Raw genomic sequence first — 18,961 nt, 5'->3', positions numbered from 1 at the left:
TCTATAGATTCTTCTATCAATTACAAATACTTATTAAGTATAACTTATAATGCATTTTAGACATAATAAAAGACCCTTAGGGTCTTTATTATTTAAGTATGATTTCTTTAATCTCTTCTAGATTATCTAAAAAATAGATACCTTCTTGTTTTTCTTTAGTAGAAAGACCTTTTTCAATCATATGATGAAGAAAGGCTTTTAAATGATCATAATAACCATTTAAATTATAGAAAATGCAAGGCGCATCTAACTGCTTTAAAGATTTTTTAGACATGATTTCACTAATTTCTTCTAATGTTCCCGTTCCTCCAGGAAAAGCAATAAAAGCATCACCCAGTTCAATCATTTTCGTTTTTCTTTCAGCCATTGTTTTAACAACATATAATTTGGTAAGACCCTCATATTGAACATCTTGATCAACAAAAAATTGAGTTTCTACGCCTTTAGCCTTACCTCCATTTTCCAATACACTTGTTGCAAGATCTCCCATCAAACCAGTTTTAGAACCACCATAAATAAGAGTATGCCCATTTTGTCCAATCCATTTACCTAACTGACAGACAGTCTCTTTTAATATCGGATCATTTCCTTCACTTGCACCAAGATAAACAGTTATATTCATATTCACACCTCCAACTTCTTTATATTATTCTATCATAAATCTTACAATTTATGACTTCATTTCAATGACTTCATCACATATTGATAAAGTTGAAGGTCGATGAGTAACTAAAATCAATAATTTGTCTTTTTTTATCTGTGCTAAACTTTTTAAGATTAAGGCTTCATTTAGACTATCTACATGACTTGTAGGTTCATCTAATAGAATAATAGAACTCTTTCTTATAAAAGTTCTCGCTAAAGCAATTCTTTGTTTTTGACCACTAGAAAGGTTATCATCAAAGACTGTTTGATATCCTTGAGGTAGAGTCATGATGTAATCATGAATACATGCTTGTTTACAAGCAAGGATAACATCATCAAGCGTATAAGATTGATTAAATAAAGTAATATTATGATAGAGGGTATCATGGAACATAAATGTTTCTTGATCAACATAACTTATGTTTTCTTTTAATACTTCGCTATTAATTTGATGAATAGAAACTTGATTAAAAGTAATTTGACCTGATGCTTCATAAATACGCATCAATAGTTTTAATAATGTTGATTTCCCACACCCTGAAGGACCAAATATACCATAAGTTTTTCCCAATTCAAATCGTCCGTTAAAGTTTTCTAATATCATTTTAGAATGATTTGGATAATGAAAAGAGACATCTTGACATTCAATAGGTAAATTAAGCTGATTATCTTGATTTGTTATATCATCAACAAGTGGTTGTTCTTCTAAAATGGTCATAATTCTTTTGGCACAAGGTATCAATTGGTTTAAGTTATTGGCTAGATTGGCTAAAGCCACAGTTGGACCAAACGAACACGATAACGCTAAAATACCCATCACAATATCAAAATAATCATATCCCTGTTGAACTAAAACGGTACCTAATATGACAGCAACTAACATGACAATCATAATTAATGATTGTGTAAGTTGTTGTTGATAGGTTTGTTTTTTGATGAGTTCTTTATGATTCATTTCTAATTGTGTTTGTTTTTCTAACATTTGATTTAAACGTTGTGTTTGTTTACCAAATTGAATAAAGTCTTTTTTACAAAGAATACTTTCTAAAATAAAGCTTTGAAAGGTCCCTTGATTTTGTCGATATTCATCACCTTGATTAACAGATAAATGATAAATCATCATAGGAATACCTATGCCCATTAATAAATAAGCTAATCCTGTAAGAAACATGATCTGTAAAGAATAATGAGCTATAAAACATAAAACAATTATAGAATAAATGAAGGCTATCATCACCGGGGAAATCGTATGAGCAAAAAAGACTTCAAGGGTTTCTGTATCACTTGTCAGTGTCGCTATCAAGTTTCCTCTTTCTTTACCATCCAGTTTAGCCACGGCTAGACTTCGTAATTTTTCAAACATTAAATGACGAATATGAGCCAATACTTTAAAAGCAATATAATGATTACATGCTTGTTCAATATAACGACAAACTCCTCTTAACAATGCAAATAAGATAATACAAAACATCACCGTTTTTATTTTTATAAGATGTCCCATTCCAGCTATAGCAATAACAGTTATTCCCCATGCCATGAAATGACCCATCACACCTAAAATGATAGCTAGTATCATGATGATAAAAAAGGGCTTTACTAGCGTTAATAATTTAATAAGTAATGGTTTTTTATTCATGATGTAATATCCTTTCTAAATTCTCTTGTGATTGATACAGTTCTTTATAGTAACCCTCTTTTTGCATAAGTTGTTGGTAAGTTCCCTGTTCTTGAATATGACCATCTTTTAATACGATAATGTGACGTGCTTTTTGACTAAAATACATACGATGAGTAATCATCATCACAGTTTTCGTTTTAGCTAGTTCACAAATAGCGTTCATAATAATCTTTTCACTTTCACTATCTATATTACTTGTCGCTTCATCAAAGATATATAAATCACTATCATGTAATAAAACTCTCGCTAGTGCTAAACGTTGTTTTTGACCACCCGATAAATTACGACCCCCTTCTTCAACCATAAAGTCTAAGCCTCCTAGTTGGTCTAATTTAACGAGTTTTAATACTTTTAGATAGTCTTTTGTACAATCATTTCCCGATAAGGCAAGATGTTCTTGAAGTGTTCCTTTAAATATATATGTATCATCTTGAAGTAAGGTAAGATGCTGATAAAGAGTCTTTTTAGAATATTGATGAATAGGTATCTGATTATATAAAATTTTTCCCTTTTGTATTTGATAATCATTAAACATAAGGGATGTTAATGTACTTTTACCTGATCCTGATTTTCCTACAATCGCTACAAAATCTCCTTTTTTAATTGAAAAAGATAAATCTTTAATGACTGCAATATCTTCATAAGCAAAATCAACATGATCAAATTGTATAGATTCAAATGAAGTCATCATTTGACTACCCGTTTCTTTTTCTTCTTGATCTAATAATTTAAAGATTTTGTTTGCTGCTTCATTGCCATTAGACGCAATATGAAAATAAGAACCTAATAATCTTAGTGGTAAAAAGAACTCAATAGAGACCATAATCATCAATAATGTTTGTCCTAAAGACAAAATATGATTTTGATAATCAATAACCGATAAAATGACCCCGATACCAAAACCACCATAAGCTACAATATCCATAATACTAATGGAATTAAGTTGCATGATTAACACTTTCATTGTTTTCTTTCTAAAATCTTCAGCATCCAAGTCCATCTTATCTTGGTAGATCTTATCACTTTGATAGAGTTTGAGTGTTGTTAAACCTTGAAGATTTTCAAGGAAAGAAGACGCTAAACCAGTATAACTATTCCAATATTTCGCTAATAATTTTTTAGCAATCTTTTGTACCACAATAATAGATAAAGGAATCAAGGGAACACATATTAATAAGGTAATCGCTACTTTAAAAGAAATAGGCACAATAAAAATAAATAAAGTCAATGGTGCTAACAGGGCATAATAAAACTGTGGTAAATATTTAGAACAATAAATATCTAATTGTTCAATGCCTTCCGATAATAATTGAGTTAATGTAGCTTGATTAAAACAGGGAGAGGAAAGTTGATATACTTTTTTAAAAACATCTTCTCTTAATTTACTTTTAGTCAACGTGCTTACTTTAAAAGCTGTATCATCTTGTACTCTTTGTAAAAATAAACGTAAGACAATCAATCCTAAAACAATAAGCATATAACTGATTATTTCTATATTTTGATGATGATAAAGTTTTTGTAAGACTTCAACATGATAATAACTTAAAGCAGTATGTACTAATAAAATAAGCCATTGTGCTAGTACAATCAAATAAACATATTTTAATTCTTTAGAAAAATACTTTAACAATCTTTTATTGAACATGTTGATTCCTTCTTTCTTTTAATGAAACAAGACCATGTTTGATGGTCATGACAGGATGATAAAATAACATATATTTTCCTGAAAAACGCATCACTTGTCTCACTTGATGACGATATTCCTTTTGATAACAATGAACTTTACAAGCACTACAAAAACTCTTCGTTTCCGTAAAAGGACAACAGTCTATTCTTTTTGTAGCATAGGTATATAAGTCTAAACATTCATCACATAAATCTTTTTGATGATGATTTTTAGCACAATAAATCTTAATCATTTCTTTGATAATTTTCTTTTCATGCTCTTTTTTTTCGTTACTCTTCATCAATGACCCTCACTTTTGTTAGCATAATATAATGATGAATACACATCACCAACAATAAACACAATTTACCTATCCATATTGGCGTTATTATCATAGAAATCATAAAAATAAAAGACACGCTCATTAAAGAACGATTTCTTTTTTCTCTTGTTATTTGTTTTGATACAACAAGTTCATGAATATACTTTTTATAAAGCGTTGTTTGTATCAGCCATTCATGTAAACGACTAGAACTTTTAGAAAATAAAAAGGCACTTAATAATAAAAATGGTGTCGTTGGTAAAATAGGTAATATAATCCCTAACATACCTAAAACAAGGGATAATATTCCTAAACATATATAAATAATTTTCATTTATTTCTCCTTTAGTTAGTTTACACTAACTATTATCTTTACTTTTACCTCATTTTCAATCCTAATCTTTGTTTCATTGATGAAACAAAGTCTCTTATCCATCTAGATAAACATAAAAAAATACTGTTTCATCAATGAAACAGTATTTTTAAAGAAGCAACACTCTCTGGCATATGATACTTAGATACCTGTGCTTGAACTTTAATAGTAAAGGATGTTTGTATCAGTCTTTCTTCTTTAGTATAGAAGAAATTTAAATGCGTGATAGGGATAAAGATTTGATGATCATTTTCTAGACAATCATAATATTGTCGATCTATTAAATATTGCATTTGTTTTAATTTAGAAGTGATCACAATTTTTTCTTTAAGGAGTGGTTTTTTTATCTCTATGGGTTCAAAGACAAGATATCCTCTTCCCTCCTTAATAAGTAAAAAAGCCGGATGTTTGAATGCTTGATGAGCCATTGAAAACTGATTATGATCTTGATCTTTAAATATAGAAAAAGAAAAATCATAATGTCCATCTTCTAAATTGCTTTCTAAATACTGCCCTGAAAATTCTACTAAATGATCAAGTTTATTAAAGATTTCATCCATATGAATACGACTGCATATTTTTTGAATCGTCTCAGGATTAAGAGAAATCACTAATTTAATAGCCTCAAGCTTTGCATCCTCATCTTGTAGATGACTAGTTTCTTTAATCCAATAAGCTAATCTTTCTATTTGTTGATTATATTGTTTAGCTAGTTCACTTCCATTTTTATTTAAAATACATTTTCCCTTTTCAACAATGAGATTTTCTTGATAAAAAAAATGAAGAATTCGGCTAATTGTTGCTTTAGACATATTAATTTTACGTGCCAAAGAAGTTACTGTTAAATTCTTATTTTTATATATTAATAATAAACATCTTATTTTTTCTTCTGTCATGTTACTCACCTACACAAAAGGTTAGCACACACTAACTATTGTGTCAATTATATTACCGAGGAAATAAAAAAGATAGACTTACCATCTATCCTTTATATTCTTACCCATAAGATAAGCTTGATTCATTGCTTCACTCTTTTCAATATCATTTTTATTACCTGTTTTCATACCTAATACATAGTCAACAATTTGATTGCCACCTGCTCTAAAGCACTGTACATATTTTTTAAAGCATTCAATCATTATATCAAAATATTTTTCTTCCAGAGCTAATCCGGTTGTGATTAAATAGAAATCTTTATTCTTTAATATATTTTCAATCGCAAAGGTACGATCTAAGACACTTTTCATTTGACTATTCCAAGTATAAAAATATACTGGTGAAGCTAACACAATAACATCTGCTTCTAATAATTGTTGGTATAAACTCACCATATCATCTTTAAATACACAATTTCCATTATGATTACAACTACGACAACCAATACAGGGATGAATATTTAAATCACTTACACACACTTTTTGACATTCATGCCCCATTTCACTTGCCCCTTTGAGCATCTGATCTACTAAACGGTCTGTATTTCCTTTCTTTCTTGCACTTGACATTAACGCTAATACTTTTGCCATTTTCATTCCTCCTATTTATATTATAGAAAGTCACTATTTAGCTTACAATTTTGATTACTAATCATTTTCATAAGTAAAACAAATTATTATCCACTGGATTACAAATCGTACATGATATATTACTATATCAATGCAGAGCTATTTTATATCCTCTTTTCGACAAAATCACAACGTCTCACTAAAATTCAAGTCATCAATTTTATCTTATTTTTATTAATTTATTTGATTTTTCAAGATAATATCATGATATTTTTCACATAATTTAAAGACATAATTGCCTTGAGGTGAAAACATGTGAAACATATTAAAAAAATACTCATTCTTCTTTTATCCATGACTTTTATACTTTTATGTTTTACTTTCTATGAACCATTAGAAACTGAAGCATATAGTGATGATGAAAATGCTATCAGCTATGTTAAACTTCATCATACCAGTGATTATCCCATTACGATTTATAGTGAGACATATCAAAGTCAAATCAATACTCAGATTAATAAAATTATCAATCATCATCAATATACTTTTGATCAACCTTTGTTAATTGAAAATCCGTATGGTACAAATACAACAGGCATCTATGCATACTTTGAAACAGATGAATTATTACAAGCCAGTTATACTATCCACTGTGATGGGTATCAAGATTTCTCACGTACATTAAATAACAATACCTTAACTGGTTATACCACCAAACATGAATATTTATTAATTGGTTCTATTCCTGGTAAAACAAATACGATTACCTTAACTCTTACCAATCAAGCAGGAAAAATAGTGAATACTTTATCATGGTCTTATCGTGCTCCTGAGTTACAAGGAGGAAATCAGTATTTAACTGTAGATAAGACTCATCAAGAATCAGCTTCACTAACAAATGGTCTTTATACTGTTTTAGGTAACGATGTTACTGAAGATAGCGAAGATCAAGCCTATATGCGTCTTTATGATAATGATGGTGTCATTCGTAGTGAAATTCCTATTATTTCTTATCGTAGTCATCGTATTCTCTTTGATCAAAATGTAATGTATTTTTCAATATCAAGTTCACAAATTGTTGGGATTGGACAAACAGGATATGTTAGTCAATTTTATAATACTGGTGAATATAAATTACATCATGATTATATCTTTGATGATCAGCATAATCTCATTGTTCTAGCAAGTAAAAAGAACGCTAAAACCAGTGAAGATAAGATTATTATGATTGAAAACGGTACAGGTACCGTCACTGAACTTGTAGATTTAATTGATTTATTACCTGATTACTATAAAACAACATCTTTACCAGATGGTGCAGATGATTTAGATTGGATGCATATTAATTCTTTAGCTTTAGTTGATCATTCTAATTTAATTATTAGTTCTCGTGAAACTTCAACCATTATTAAAATTAATCAGATTTATAGTTCTCCAACGATTGATTATATGATTGGATCTGATCAATTTTGGAAAGAAAGTGGATATGACAATCTATTATTAGATCAAATCAGCGACTTTTCTTTACAAGCAGGTCAACACTGTGTGACCTATGTTAAAGATAATTCATTAAATGAAGGACAATATTATCTTTATTTATATAACAATAATCTTGCTGTTAGTACAACCAGAGCCAATTATGATTGGAAAAATGATCCTCATTATTCTCTTGCTTACTATAATCTAAAAAAAGGGACATCTTATTATTATAAATATCTGATTGATGAAAATAATCGTACTGTAGAATTAGTACAAAGTATCCCTGTTGATTATTCAGGATATGTCAGCAGTGTTCAAGAATTAAATGGACATATCATCATTGATAGTGGTATGGCGATGTCATGGAGTGAGTATAGTCAAGATGGTACTCTTCTACAAAAATATACAACAACCGGTGGTAAATTTGTATATCGTGTCTTTAAGTATGATTATTTAGGATACTGGTTTCAATAAAAGAACTTAGATTGCTTTTAGTTTATCTAAAAGCAAGACTAAGTTCTTTTTGTTTTCTTTTAAATACCAACAATAAAAGGTTGCTTTTGCTTCCTTATCACTGATTGGAATGATTTTTCTATTTTCAGGTACTTTTTCATGAGATAAAGTATAAGTCGAAGTAAATGAAGGTAATGATGATAATTCCATTAAATCAAAAAATTCACTCCGGTCTTTTTGAACAAGAAACTTGGTATGTGGCATTTTTCTTTTATGAATATCGTGCCAAAAGCCAATATTAGACATGAGTAGCATTCTTTGTCCATCCATTTCTTTCATGGATAAAGATTTTCTACCCGCAAAAGGATGATCTAACGGTAAAGAAAAGAAAATTTCTTCTTCCATAAAAGGAACTGAACCCATCATATCATCATCACTTGGAATAGGCATAATAATAATAGAATAAGTTTTATCTTTTAGTCCACGAATTAAAACATCCATATCTTTCATTTCACTAGAAAATGTTTTTTGACTATATATTTGCGATACTCTTTTATTCATTTCCAGAATAGGAGCTGGTGCACAAGACCCCATCGCAAAAGTATGTTGTTTACGATCAAAGTCTTTAATTTGTTTTTTCATATCATCAGCGTCACTGACAATTCTTTTGGCTAGATCAACAGCCATTAAACCTGTTTCATTTAAAGTTAATTTATTTTTAGAGCGGATAAATAAAGAAACTTCTAATTCTTCTTCTAAACGTTGCATGGATCTTGTAAGTACCGGTTGTGAAATATGTAATTGTTTAGCCGCTCCTACTAATGTCTTGCATTCATAAAATGCAATAAGATGTCTAAGTTGTTCAAGTTCTATCATCCTGTTCCCTCCACTATGCAATTTTATTATAGCAGTTTTCATTATTTATATTGTACTTTTTTATTTTTATTCCTTAAAATAAGAATGAAAAAGGGAGGTACTTATAATGAAAAAAACACTTTATTTGATGAGACACGGTCAAACATTATTTAATTTACAACATAAAATCCAAGGATGGTGTGATGCTCCACTTACACCTTTAGGTATCAAACAAGCAAAGAAAGCAAGTGAATATTTTACAAACAATCATATTGTCTTCGATCATGCTTATGCTTCTACTTCTGAAAGAGCTTGTGATACTTTAGAACTTGTTACAAGTATGCCTTATACTAGAGTAAAAGGTTTAAAAGAATGGAATTTTGGTGCTTTTGAAGGAAAAGACGAATGTTTAAATCCTAAACTACCTTATGGTGATTTCTTTAAACAATTTGGTGGTGAAGGGGAAATGGAATTACGTGAAAGAATGTCTAAGACACTTACTGATATTATGAATAAAGATGATCATGAAGTTGTATTAGCAGTATCACATGGTGCAGCTTGTGCTCAATTCTATCGTGCATGGGAAGAACATGCTAAAGTGAAAAAGACAGAAAGATTTTATAATTGTTGTATCCAAAAATATGAATATGAAGACGGTATTTTTACATTAGTAGAATTATTTAACCGTAATATTACTGAATAATATGAATACGATTAAAAGAAAATCATTAAATAGTAATGTAGATTTAATTAATGGTCCTATTTTTAAATCATTAATTATCTTTGCTTTACCTCTATTCATTTCAAATATTTTTCAACAATTATATAATACTGTCGATACCATGATTGTCGGTAACTTCTTAGGGGATGCCTCTTTAGCCGCTATTGGATCTTGTACTTCAATCTATGATTTATTAGTTGGTTTTGCCTTAGGTATAGGCAATGGTTTAGCCATTGTTACTGCAAGAAGTTACGGTTCTAAAGATGAAAACTTGCTTAAAAAATCAGTAGCGAGTTCTTTAGTTATTGGGATTGTCGTTTCGATTTCACTTACTATTATTGGTTTAATCTTTTTAAACCCTTTACTTCATTTATTAAATACACCGGCTAAAATTATTAATGAAGCATACAGTTATATTTTCTTTATTGTGTTATTTATTATTGTTATGTTTGCATATAATCTATGTGCTGGTTTAATGAGAGCGATTGGTAATAGTGTTATGCCACTGGTATTTCTCATTGTCTCTTCTGTTTTAAATATTGTTTTAGATTTATTATTTATTACACAATTACATATGGGAATACAAGGAGCTGCTGTTGCTACGGTTATTTCCCAAGGTGTTTCAGTTATTTTATGTATTATTTATATGTTTAAAAAGACACCTTTACTTTTACCTAAAAAAGAACATTTTAAATATGATCAAGAATTATATAAAGAATTATTAGGTCAAGGATTTTCAATGGGATTTATGAGTTGTATTGTTTCAGCTGGTTCTGTTATTTTACAATATGGAATTAATAATTTAGGTTATCTTATTATTGCTGGTCATACTGCTGCTAGAAAGTTATACATGTTCTTTAATATGCCTTTTACAGCTATGGCTCTAGCTATTTCTACTTTTGTTTCCCAAAATAAAGGAGCAAACCAAAAAGATAGAATAAAAAAAGCTTTAAGATATGCTTATATTTATGATATTGTAGGTGCGGCTATTGTTACTGTTTTAATCTTATTATTTGGTTCATCTCTTGTTAAGATGATTTCTGGTTCAAGCCAAGAAGTTGTTTTACATAATGGAACATTATATTTAACTATTGTGGCGCCATTCTATGCAATATTAGGTATTTTAATGCAAACAAGATATGCTTTACAAGGAATTGGTCAAAAACTATTACCATTAGTTTCAAGTATTATTGAATTTGTAGGAAAGATTATCTTTGTTTTTATCTTTATTCCTCGTTTTCAATATATGGCAGTTATTTTCTGTGAACCGGTTATTTGGTGTGTCATGACCATTCAGTTAGTTTATTCATTCTATCATAATGCTTATATAAGAAACTAAAACGGGCAACCCTTATCAAAGAAAATAGAATTATGATCGACTAAAAAAGGAAATTGAGTTTTCTCAATTTCCTTTTTACATTATTACATGACTTTTTGATAACATGATAATAATGTTCCCGCTAACATATACTCTTGTAGATAATCAATCTTTATAATAGGTGGAATGTATTCTTCAGGTAGGTATTTTTTTACTTCATTATAAAGATCTTGTACATCCGTTATAAGGAAACAACACATCACAATTTCTTGAGGATCAAGTAAACTAATGATAGAAACAATCGTTTTAGCCATTGATTCAATTGCTCCTTCAGGTGTTTGATGAAGTTCTAAAGCATTTTTGGTTAAATTTAAAGGTAAAAATTGAACTTCTCCTGATACATGATGTTTTCCTGTTAATAAACGGTCATGGACAATATTACCCACGCCAGCATATGAGATAATTGGTTGAAATATAAGTGAAAGTGAATGATATTGATTTTGGGAAGCATGATATCCTAAAGCAACAGCATTCACATCATTTTCAAAGTAAAAATGTTGTGCATATCTTTTAGTAAAGTATTCAAAATATAAATCATCTAACCCATCAATCATCATAGAGGTAATACGATCTTCATGAATTATACCTGGCATAGCAATACCAATAACTTGTACATTAGTATATTGAGCTAAAATACTATCGATCACATCATAATAATCTTGAATATACAACGTTTTTTTAATAATTTCATTATCAGCTAAAATTTGATTATTTTCTCCATAAAGACGATATGCAATATGAATACGATGAGAATTTCTTACAAAACCTAAACATAAAATTTTCTTTCCTGTAGGTTCAATATTATTAAGTTTAACTGGGGATTGAGTTGTAGGTAAGATTTTTTTCTTTTCATTTCTTTTTTCTTCAATAAGTGCTAACATGGCTTTTACATCATATTTAGCAAATATTCTGGAAGGAATCTTAACGACAATTTGATTCTGTAAAATTTCACTTACTTTAGCACACATATAAGAAATTTGCGGCGCTAATAAAATCATGTCATAATCATGTCCTACTTTATATAGATTATTATATCCTATAGCATCTACATGGATGTCAATGCCTAATAGTTCTACTGCCTCATTCATTTTTTGAGCAAAATAGCTGGTTGTGAGTCCTCCCGAACATGATAATAATACTTTTAATTTATGATGATTCGTTAAATGTTTAGTGCTATCTAACATTTCATTAAATAAATATACTGCATGGCGCATGTTTTTAAATTGAAAATGTAGGTAAAATTCTATTTCTTCAGTAATAATATTTTTTACTGAAAATTCTATGATACTTAAAGGATGAAAACATATTTGTCCTATTCCATATTTTGTTTCCATCTTAATTTCACCATCATCTACAAGATATAACTTACAATCATCCTGATTATGACTTAAAATCCATTTTTTATATACATTAATATAAATATCATTTAAAAATTCATCCATCGTTATACCTCCCATGCCTTTTGTTTACATCATTATTATAATAAAAAAATCTATAATAATAATGTAAATTACTATTATAGAAACAAATTTTTCTTTATTTTTTCAATCTTTAATTTAAATTTGAAAAAAATTTATCTTTTATATCTAATTATGACTCTATTTCATCATTTAATAATGATACATTAGAGAAACGTTCATAATCTAATTGTTTAGATATTTCTTTTTTTGTTTTAATATGTTCATCATAATTAGCTTCAAAAATACAAGCAAAAATTAAATCTAATAAATAATGAATAGCAATATTAGATGAAAATGTAGCAATTTTATTAGATAGTTTCTCTTTAGTCGTAATGGGTAACCAGGCATCTGCCAGTTTAGAAAAAGTATTATCACCAATACTGGTTAGAGTCACCACGGGATATCCCTTTTCTTTTATTCTCTTTAATGGTGATAATAATTCTAAAGTTTCACCTGAATAAGAAACAAATAAAGAACATGTATCTTTATTTGTATAATAAGAATAATAGTAATAAGCATCTTCATCTTGAATGATATTTACAGTTTTACCTATTGTTCGCATTTTTAGTTTAAAATCATAAGCAACACTAATTGGATGAGTTATACCATATACATTGATGATTTGACTGGATCTAAGCAATAATATAGCTTTTTGAAAACTATCATGTTCTAATAACTGATAAGTATCTAAAATACTTTCTGATAATAATGATGATAGATTCTTAGCGATGGTGAAAATTGAATCACCTTGTTTAAAAGGATAATTAGCGTCAACATGTGTTGTTTGTTTATTTAAATAATTCATTTCTTCAATTAAAGCTTTTTTAAGTTCCTTCCAGCCTTGATAACCGCATTTTTTAGATAAACGAACTGTCGTAGATAATGAAGTATATGTATTTTTTGATATTTCTGAAATAGAAACATCCTGCATACGATGTTGGTTATCTAATAAATAATGAGCAACAGTTTGTTCATTGGCAGTAAGATGATCATAGTATTCTAGTTTTTGAATGAGTAACATATTTTCCTCCTTTTTATAGATAATTGGAAATTTATAGCTTTATTTTACCTATATTTGGAAAAAATTTCCAATTTTACTATTAAATTATCTATTTTACAGGAAATAACTATTAATTGTTTTTTTATCTCTATTCATTTTTATCATATCCAATTATGATGAACATGTAAAAAAGGAGGGTATATCTATGTTAAGTAAAGATTTTTTATGGGGTGGCGCTGTTGCTGCTCATCAATTAGAAGGTGGCTTTTGTGATGGTAAAGGATTAAGTGTAGCTGATGTCATGACAGCAGGAAGTCGAGATACAGCACGTAAAATTACGGATGGTTTAGTTGAAGGAGAATTTTATCCAAATTTAGAAGCCATTGATTTCTATCATCGTTATAAAGAAGATATTAAGTTGTTTGCTGAAATGGGATTTAAGTGTTTTAGAACTTCTATTGCTTGGACTCGTATTTTCCCTAACGGGAATGAACAGGAACCTAATGAAAAAGGATTACAATTCTACGATGATTTATTTGATGAATTATTAAAATATGGTATTCAACCTATTATTACTTTAAGTCATTTTGAAATGCCTTTTCATTTAGCTAAGGAATATGGTGGTTGGCATAATCGAAAAATGATTGATTTTTTCATCCATTTTTGTGAAGTATGTTTTAAAAGATATAAAAACAAAGTTAAATATTGGATGACTTTCAATGAAATCAATAATCAAGCGAATTATCATAATGACATCTTTGGTTGGACCAATGCAGGTGTTCTCTATAGCCAATATGATAATCCTGAACTTGCTATGTATCAAAGTGTTCATCATTTGTTTGTCGCTAGTGCCAAGGCTGTTATTTTAGGACATCAAATCAACCCTGATTTTAAAATTGGATGTATGTTAGCGATGGAACCTGTTTATCCATATAATTGTCATCCGCAAAATAATCAACTTGCTTTAGAAGCCATGCATGATCGTTATTTCTTTAGTGATGTTCAATGTCGCGGTCATTATCCTACCTATGCTTTAAAAATGTTTGAAAGAAAAGGATATACTATCGAAATGGAACAAGGTGATTTGGATATTCTAAAACAAGGTAAAGTGGATTATCTTGGATTTAGTTATTATATGTCAACAACTGTTGATAAAGATCATATTATTGATTTATCCAAAACAGTTGAAGCAGCACATAGTCATACCGTTGAAAATCCTTTCTTAAATGTGACTAAATGGGGTTGGACAATTGATCCAGAAGGTTTGCGTTATATTTTAAATGCTATTTATGAAAGATATGAAATACCTTTATTTATTGTTGAAAATGGTTTTGGAGCAATTGACCAACTTGAAAATGGGACCGTTCATGATCAAGATCGTATTAGTTATTTAAAGGCACATATTCAACAAATGAAATTAGCGGTTGAAGAAGATGGTGTAGATTTAATTGGTTATACTCCTTGGGGCTGTATTGACCTTGTCTCTTTTACAACCGGAGAAATGAAGAAAAGATATGGCTTCATTTATGTAGATAAAGATAATGAAGGACATGGTACATTAAAAAGATATAAAAAAGATTCGTTCTATTGGTATAAACAAGTCATTGCTTCTAATGGAGAAGAATTGTAATGAAAAGATATCTTCTTTTTATACTTACTTTAATGATGGTTTCTATTGGTGATTCATTGTGTTTTAAAGCTAATATTGGCGTTTCGCCATATGAAGCCTTAGCCGTAACATTTAATTACATAAGTCATATCAAAGTAGGTACATTGACTCTCTTTGTTAATGCATGTATGATTCTTTTTCAAATTATGATTTCTAAACAATTGAAAATAAAATATATTTTACAATTGATGATGAGTTTATTATTTGGAATGATTGTTAATACAATTGTTTATCAAATTCTAGGTAGTATTTCTCTTCAATATTATCAATCACTTATCATGGAAATCATTGGTTTATGTATTTCAGCAAGTGGTTGTGGTATGCTTGTTGCCTTAAATGTATGTGTTTTCCCATGCGAAGGTTTCTCCCTTGCTTTATCCAATACATCTCACATTGATTTTCAAAAAGTTAGACAGATTTTGGATATCATTCTTGTTATAACATGTATATGTCTATCTCTTATCTTTCAATGTGGCTTTGCACTTAGGGAAGGAACTATTATAGCGGCATGTATCTTTTCTCCAATCATGGGATTTGTAAAAGATCATGCATTTAAAAAGATTGTGATACTCAATTAGTATCACATTTATTTATTCCTTTAATACCTCAATTGGTTGCACTTATCTCATATTTGAAAGCACATATCCTAACTTTTTATTTTAGTAACACTGTTAAGTAATAAAAACAATGATGAATGATTAGTTTAATTATATAAGAATTTAAATATAGTTTATTACCTATAAAAATATAATTTTAAAAATACTTATGATAAAATATTTCTAGGTGATGAAATATGTTATTAAGAGAAAAAATGGAAAATCATGCCTTTTCTAATTCAGAGAAAGCTGTTATTGATTATATTTTAGAAAAAAATGTTCTTATTGAAAATATGACTGCTAAAGAGATTGCTCAGGCAACTTATACTGTTCCATCTACGCTCATTAGAATTGCAAAAAAACTTAACTATTCAGGTTGGAACGAATTAAAAGAAGCTTATCTTAAAGAGGCTCGTTATCTGCAAAGTCATTTTTCAAATATTGACGCTAATATTCCTTTTAAAGATAATGACACGATGATGTCTATTGCTGGCAAGATTGCTACTTTAAAAAAAGAATCAATTGATGATACTTTATCATTAATTACTCATGACGATTTACAAAAAGCGATTCAAATAATACGAAAAGCATCTTGCATTCATCTTTTTGCTGTAAGTAATAATTTACTCATTACCCAAGAATTTAAACACAATATGTCTCGTATTAGAAAACCTGTTCATATTCATGGTTTACAAAATGAAATTATTTTTAATGCTACACTTGCAAGTGTTGATTCTTGTGCAATGATTGTTTCTTATTCTGGTGAAACTTATGTTTTGGAACATATAGCTCAAGCATTGAATCATAAAAATATTCCTATTATCGCTATTACAAGTATTGGTTATAATACAATTGCTCGCATGTCACAATGTGTATTACGCATTTGTACAAGAGAAAAGTTATATTCTAAAATTGCTACTTTTTCTACCGATAGTGCAGTTACTTATTTATTAGATGTTATTTATTCATGTGTATTTGCCTTAGATTATAAGAAAAATTTAGATATTAAAATTGAGACTTCTAAAGCCATAGAAACAGGACGTTTTTCTACTGTTGATATTTTAAAAGAAGATGAATTTTAAAAAGCTTTATCTCTAGAACAATCTAGAAATAAAGCTTTTTTAATCAAATAAACGATGTTCATTACCACTAGGTATTTTATAAATAATGCATAAAACTAATCCTATTACTGCAAAGCCAAAGAGAAAAATATAAAAGAATTGATATGAATATAAATCAATTAAATATCCAGCAAGTGCTTGAAATATAATAGAACTAAAACTTTTAAAAGTAGAAACAATTGATAAAGCACTTATTTGATGTTGACTATCAATGATTGTAGCGATCACTTTCATATTAATCATAATAAAAGCCATAGTTGCTACTGACTTTGTCAAGAATGTCACAATAACTTGAATCATAACATAAGGTATAAAAGCATAGGTCATAAATTGAATCATCAATAATAGAAAAGTTAAAATTAATAATTGTTTATTACCAATTTTATTCATGTAATAACGTGATAATAAGATAACGGGTAATTCCATCATACTACCTGCAAATATGACCGTTGTAGCCTGAGATATTGTTAACCCATTATGTTGATACATTGCCGGTAAATAAATACTATTAACATTAGTCATACCATAAAAAATACAAGTAATAAGTATATAAAAGATTAACTTTTTATTTAGAAAAACATCTTTCATTGATGTTTTTTCTTTACCTTTTTCTTCTATTTCTTTAACATCTTGAGTACCAAATATCCCAATTGCACATAATACCATTCCGACAACAAAAAAAACATACATTGCTTCAGGTGAGATATAACGATAAATAAGTCCACTTAATTGTGAACCACTGGCATATCCTATTGTTCCCCATATTCGAATAAGACCATACTTATGACTGGATACTGTGGCCATTCTTTCAATAATAGAGTTAACCCCATTTAAAATAGCTAATACCAGGCTATAAACAAAGGCAATCATATAGATATGATTAACAAAAATAAAGATAACTCCAAATATGCCTGCAATTGATAATAAAATTCCATTTACTATTTTCTTATCAAAGCGATCACATAAATTACCAATAAAAGGTTGTGTTATCATTGATAAGATAAAAGAACTTGATACAACAAGGCTGACATCACTTGCTTTATAGCCTTTATCCATTAGATAAACTGAAATAAGTCCAGAAAATAAAGCCATAGATAAATAATAGAACATATACATTAAAAAATAACTTAAATAACTTCCTTGATATTTTTTCATATAAGTCCCCTAAAAATTAAAGCAATCCGGATCTGGTCCCGTTCTTTTATGTTGATTAAGTTGATTCATTAGATTCATTTCTTCATGAGTTAATTCAAAATCAAATATATTCATATTTTCTATAATCCTATTTTCATGGATTGATTTTGGTAATACAACAATTCCTTTTTGTAATAACCATCTTAAAATAACTTGTGCTAATGATTTATGATATTTATTGGCTAATATTTGAATAGCAGGTATACTCAAACAAGCACCACTTCCAAGTGGTGACCATGCTTCAACAACAATTTTATTTTCTTTACAAAATTGAATAGTTTCTTCATCTACCATTTGTGGGTTTGTTTCTATTTGATTAATACTAGGAATAATATGTACTTGAGATAACAGATTTTCAAGATGTGATTTTCTAAAGTTAGAAACACCTATACTTCTTATTAATCCTTCTTTTTGTAACTTTTCCATTTCTAAATAAGCTTCCACATAACCCTCTGCCGGCCAATGAATTAAATAAAGATCAACATAATCTAATCCTAGATTATCTAAACTTGTTTTTAAAGCCTCTCGTATTTTATAACTTCTAATGTCATCATTCCATAATTTTGTTGTTACAAATATTTCATTTCTTGGAATACCACTTTCCCTTATTGCTTCACCTACTGCTCTTTCATTATCATACACAAAGGCAGTATCTATATGTCGATATCCTGCCTTTAAAGCGTCAAGTACTGCTTTTTTGGTATCTTCCTGACTTTGCCAAACACCTAAAGCAATAATCGGCATTCTATGTCCATCATTCAATAATACTTTTGTATCTTGATTCATTTGATTACTCCTTTCTTTCATGACTTATCATATAAAGAATGGATTTATTTATCTATATTA

18 protein-coding genes are annotated in these 18,961 nt (G+C 28.8%); 6 read left to right on the top strand and 12 right to left on the bottom strand.

Annotation, left to right across the window (positions count from 1 at the left end; translation table 11 throughout):
- Positions 1-88: 88 nt before the first annotated feature.
- The 7 genes from DWZ53_RS04150 to DWZ53_RS04120 all read right to left on the bottom strand — a co-directional run bounded on the left by DWZ53_RS04150 (position 89) and on the right by DWZ53_RS04120 (position 6,210).
- Positions 89-622: a TIGR00730 family Rossman fold protein gene (locus DWZ53_RS04150; RefSeq protein ID WP_118432284.1), complete on the bottom strand. Its 534-nt coding sequence runs from the start codon at positions 620-622 to the stop codon at positions 89-91.
- A gap of 48 nt (positions 623-670) precedes the next feature.
- Positions 671-2,281, bottom strand: a complete 1,611-nt coding sequence (locus tag DWZ53_RS04145) for an amino acid ABC transporter ATP-binding/permease protein (RefSeq protein WP_118432282.1) — start codon at positions 2,279-2,281, stop codon at positions 671-673.
- On the bottom strand, positions 2,274-3,968 hold the full coding sequence (locus DWZ53_RS04140) for an ABC transporter ATP-binding protein/permease (protein ID WP_118432280.1): 1,695 nt from the start codon (positions 3,966-3,968) through the stop codon (positions 2,274-2,276). Before DWZ53_RS04140 ends, DWZ53_RS04145 begins: the two co-directional genes overlap by 8 nt.
- Positions 3,958-4,290, bottom strand: coding sequence for a nitrous oxide-stimulated promoter family protein (locus DWZ53_RS04135; RefSeq protein WP_118432278.1), 333 nt, complete (start codon positions 4,288-4,290; stop codon positions 3,958-3,960). The genes DWZ53_RS04140 and DWZ53_RS04135 overlap by 11 nt, the downstream gene beginning before the upstream one ends.
- Positions 4,280-4,645: a YbaN family protein gene (locus DWZ53_RS04130; RefSeq protein ID WP_118432276.1), complete on the bottom strand. Its 366-nt coding sequence runs from the start codon at positions 4,643-4,645 to the stop codon at positions 4,280-4,282. Before DWZ53_RS04130 ends, DWZ53_RS04135 begins: the two co-directional genes overlap by 11 nt.
- A gap of 131 nt (positions 4,646-4,776) precedes the next feature.
- Positions 4,777-5,580 (bottom strand): MarR family transcriptional regulator, encoded by an 804-nt coding sequence (locus tag DWZ53_RS04125; protein WP_118432274.1) that lies wholly within the window; start codon positions 5,578-5,580, stop codon positions 4,777-4,779.
- 78 nt (positions 5,581-5,658) lie between these two features.
- The gene (locus DWZ53_RS04120) at positions 5,659-6,210 is read right to left on the bottom strand and encodes a flavodoxin family protein (RefSeq protein WP_199589059.1); all 552 of its coding nucleotides are present in this window, start codon (positions 6,208-6,210) and stop codon (positions 5,659-5,661) included.
- 294 nt (positions 6,211-6,504) lie between these two features.
- Between DWZ53_RS04120 and DWZ53_RS04115 the strand changes: the two genes are divergently transcribed.
- Positions 6,505-8,142, top strand: coding sequence for an aryl-sulfate sulfotransferase (locus DWZ53_RS04115; protein ID WP_118432270.1), 1,638 nt, complete (start codon positions 6,505-6,507; stop codon positions 8,140-8,142).
- 6 nt (positions 8,143-8,148) lie between these two features.
- On the opposite strand, the gene DWZ53_RS04110 is transcribed toward DWZ53_RS04115, so the two are convergent.
- Positions 8,149-8,997 (bottom strand): LysR family transcriptional regulator, encoded by an 849-nt coding sequence (locus DWZ53_RS04110; RefSeq protein ID WP_118432268.1) that lies wholly within the window; start codon positions 8,995-8,997, stop codon positions 8,149-8,151.
- Between the two features lie 106 nt (positions 8,998-9,103).
- Here DWZ53_RS04110 and DWZ53_RS04105 point away from each other — a divergent pair, with 106 nt between their 5' ends.
- Both DWZ53_RS04105 and DWZ53_RS04100 read left to right on the top strand, forming a co-directional pair.
- Complete coding sequence (locus DWZ53_RS04105) at positions 9,104-9,679, top strand: histidine phosphatase family protein (protein WP_118432266.1); 576 nt, start codon at positions 9,104-9,106, stop codon at positions 9,677-9,679.
- Position 9,680: 1 nt separating this feature from the next.
- The gene (locus DWZ53_RS04100) at positions 9,681-11,036 is read left to right on the top strand and encodes an MATE family efflux transporter (protein ID WP_118432264.1); all 1,356 of its coding nucleotides are present in this window, start codon (positions 9,681-9,683) and stop codon (positions 11,034-11,036) included.
- A gap of 83 nt (positions 11,037-11,119) precedes the next feature.
- On the opposite strand, the gene DWZ53_RS04095 is transcribed toward DWZ53_RS04100, so the two are convergent.
- Positions 11,120-12,517: an ROK family protein gene (locus DWZ53_RS04095; RefSeq protein WP_118432262.1), complete on the bottom strand. Its 1,398-nt coding sequence runs from the start codon at positions 12,515-12,517 to the stop codon at positions 11,120-11,122.
- A gap of 148 nt (positions 12,518-12,665) precedes the next feature.
- The gene (locus tag DWZ53_RS04090; protein WP_118432260.1) at positions 12,666-13,556 is read right to left on the bottom strand and encodes a MurR/RpiR family transcriptional regulator; all 891 of its coding nucleotides are present in this window, start codon (positions 13,554-13,556) and stop codon (positions 12,666-12,668) included.
- Positions 13,557-13,740: 184 nt separating this feature from the next.
- On the opposite strand from DWZ53_RS04090, the gene DWZ53_RS04085 reads away from it, so the two are divergent.
- From DWZ53_RS04085 to DWZ53_RS04075, 3 genes are all read left to right on the top strand, one after another.
- Positions 13,741-15,165, top strand: coding sequence for a 6-phospho-beta-glucosidase (locus tag DWZ53_RS04085; protein WP_118432258.1), 1,425 nt, complete (start codon positions 13,741-13,743; stop codon positions 15,163-15,165).
- Positions 15,165-15,782 (top strand): YitT family protein, encoded by a 618-nt coding sequence (locus tag DWZ53_RS04080; RefSeq protein WP_118432256.1) that lies wholly within the window; start codon positions 15,165-15,167, stop codon positions 15,780-15,782. The genes DWZ53_RS04085 and DWZ53_RS04080 overlap by 1 nt, the downstream gene beginning before the upstream one ends.
- Positions 15,783-15,997: 215 nt before the next feature.
- Positions 15,998-16,882 (top strand): MurR/RpiR family transcriptional regulator, encoded by an 885-nt coding sequence (locus tag DWZ53_RS04075; protein WP_118432254.1) that lies wholly within the window; start codon positions 15,998-16,000, stop codon positions 16,880-16,882.
- Positions 16,883-16,921: 39 nt separating this feature from the next.
- Here DWZ53_RS04075 and DWZ53_RS04070 read toward each other — a convergent pair whose 3' ends face one another.
- On the bottom strand, positions 16,922-18,076 hold the full coding sequence (locus DWZ53_RS04070) for an MFS transporter (protein WP_118432253.1): 1,155 nt from the start codon (positions 18,074-18,076) through the stop codon (positions 16,922-16,924).
- 9 nt (positions 18,077-18,085) lie between these two features.
- A complete protein-coding gene (locus DWZ53_RS04065; RefSeq protein ID WP_118432251.1) occupies positions 18,086-18,901 on the bottom strand; it encodes an aldo/keto reductase in 816 nt (271 codons plus the stop codon).
- Between the last annotated feature and the right edge of the window lie 60 nt (positions 18,902-18,961).

It is taken from the genome of Coprobacillus sp. AF33-1AC (genome assembly GCF_003475785.1).
GTDB lineage: Bacteria > Bacillota_I > Bacilli_A > Erysipelotrichales > Coprobacillaceae > Faecalibacillus.
This window is presented reverse-complemented; position numbering and strand designations above follow the sequence as displayed.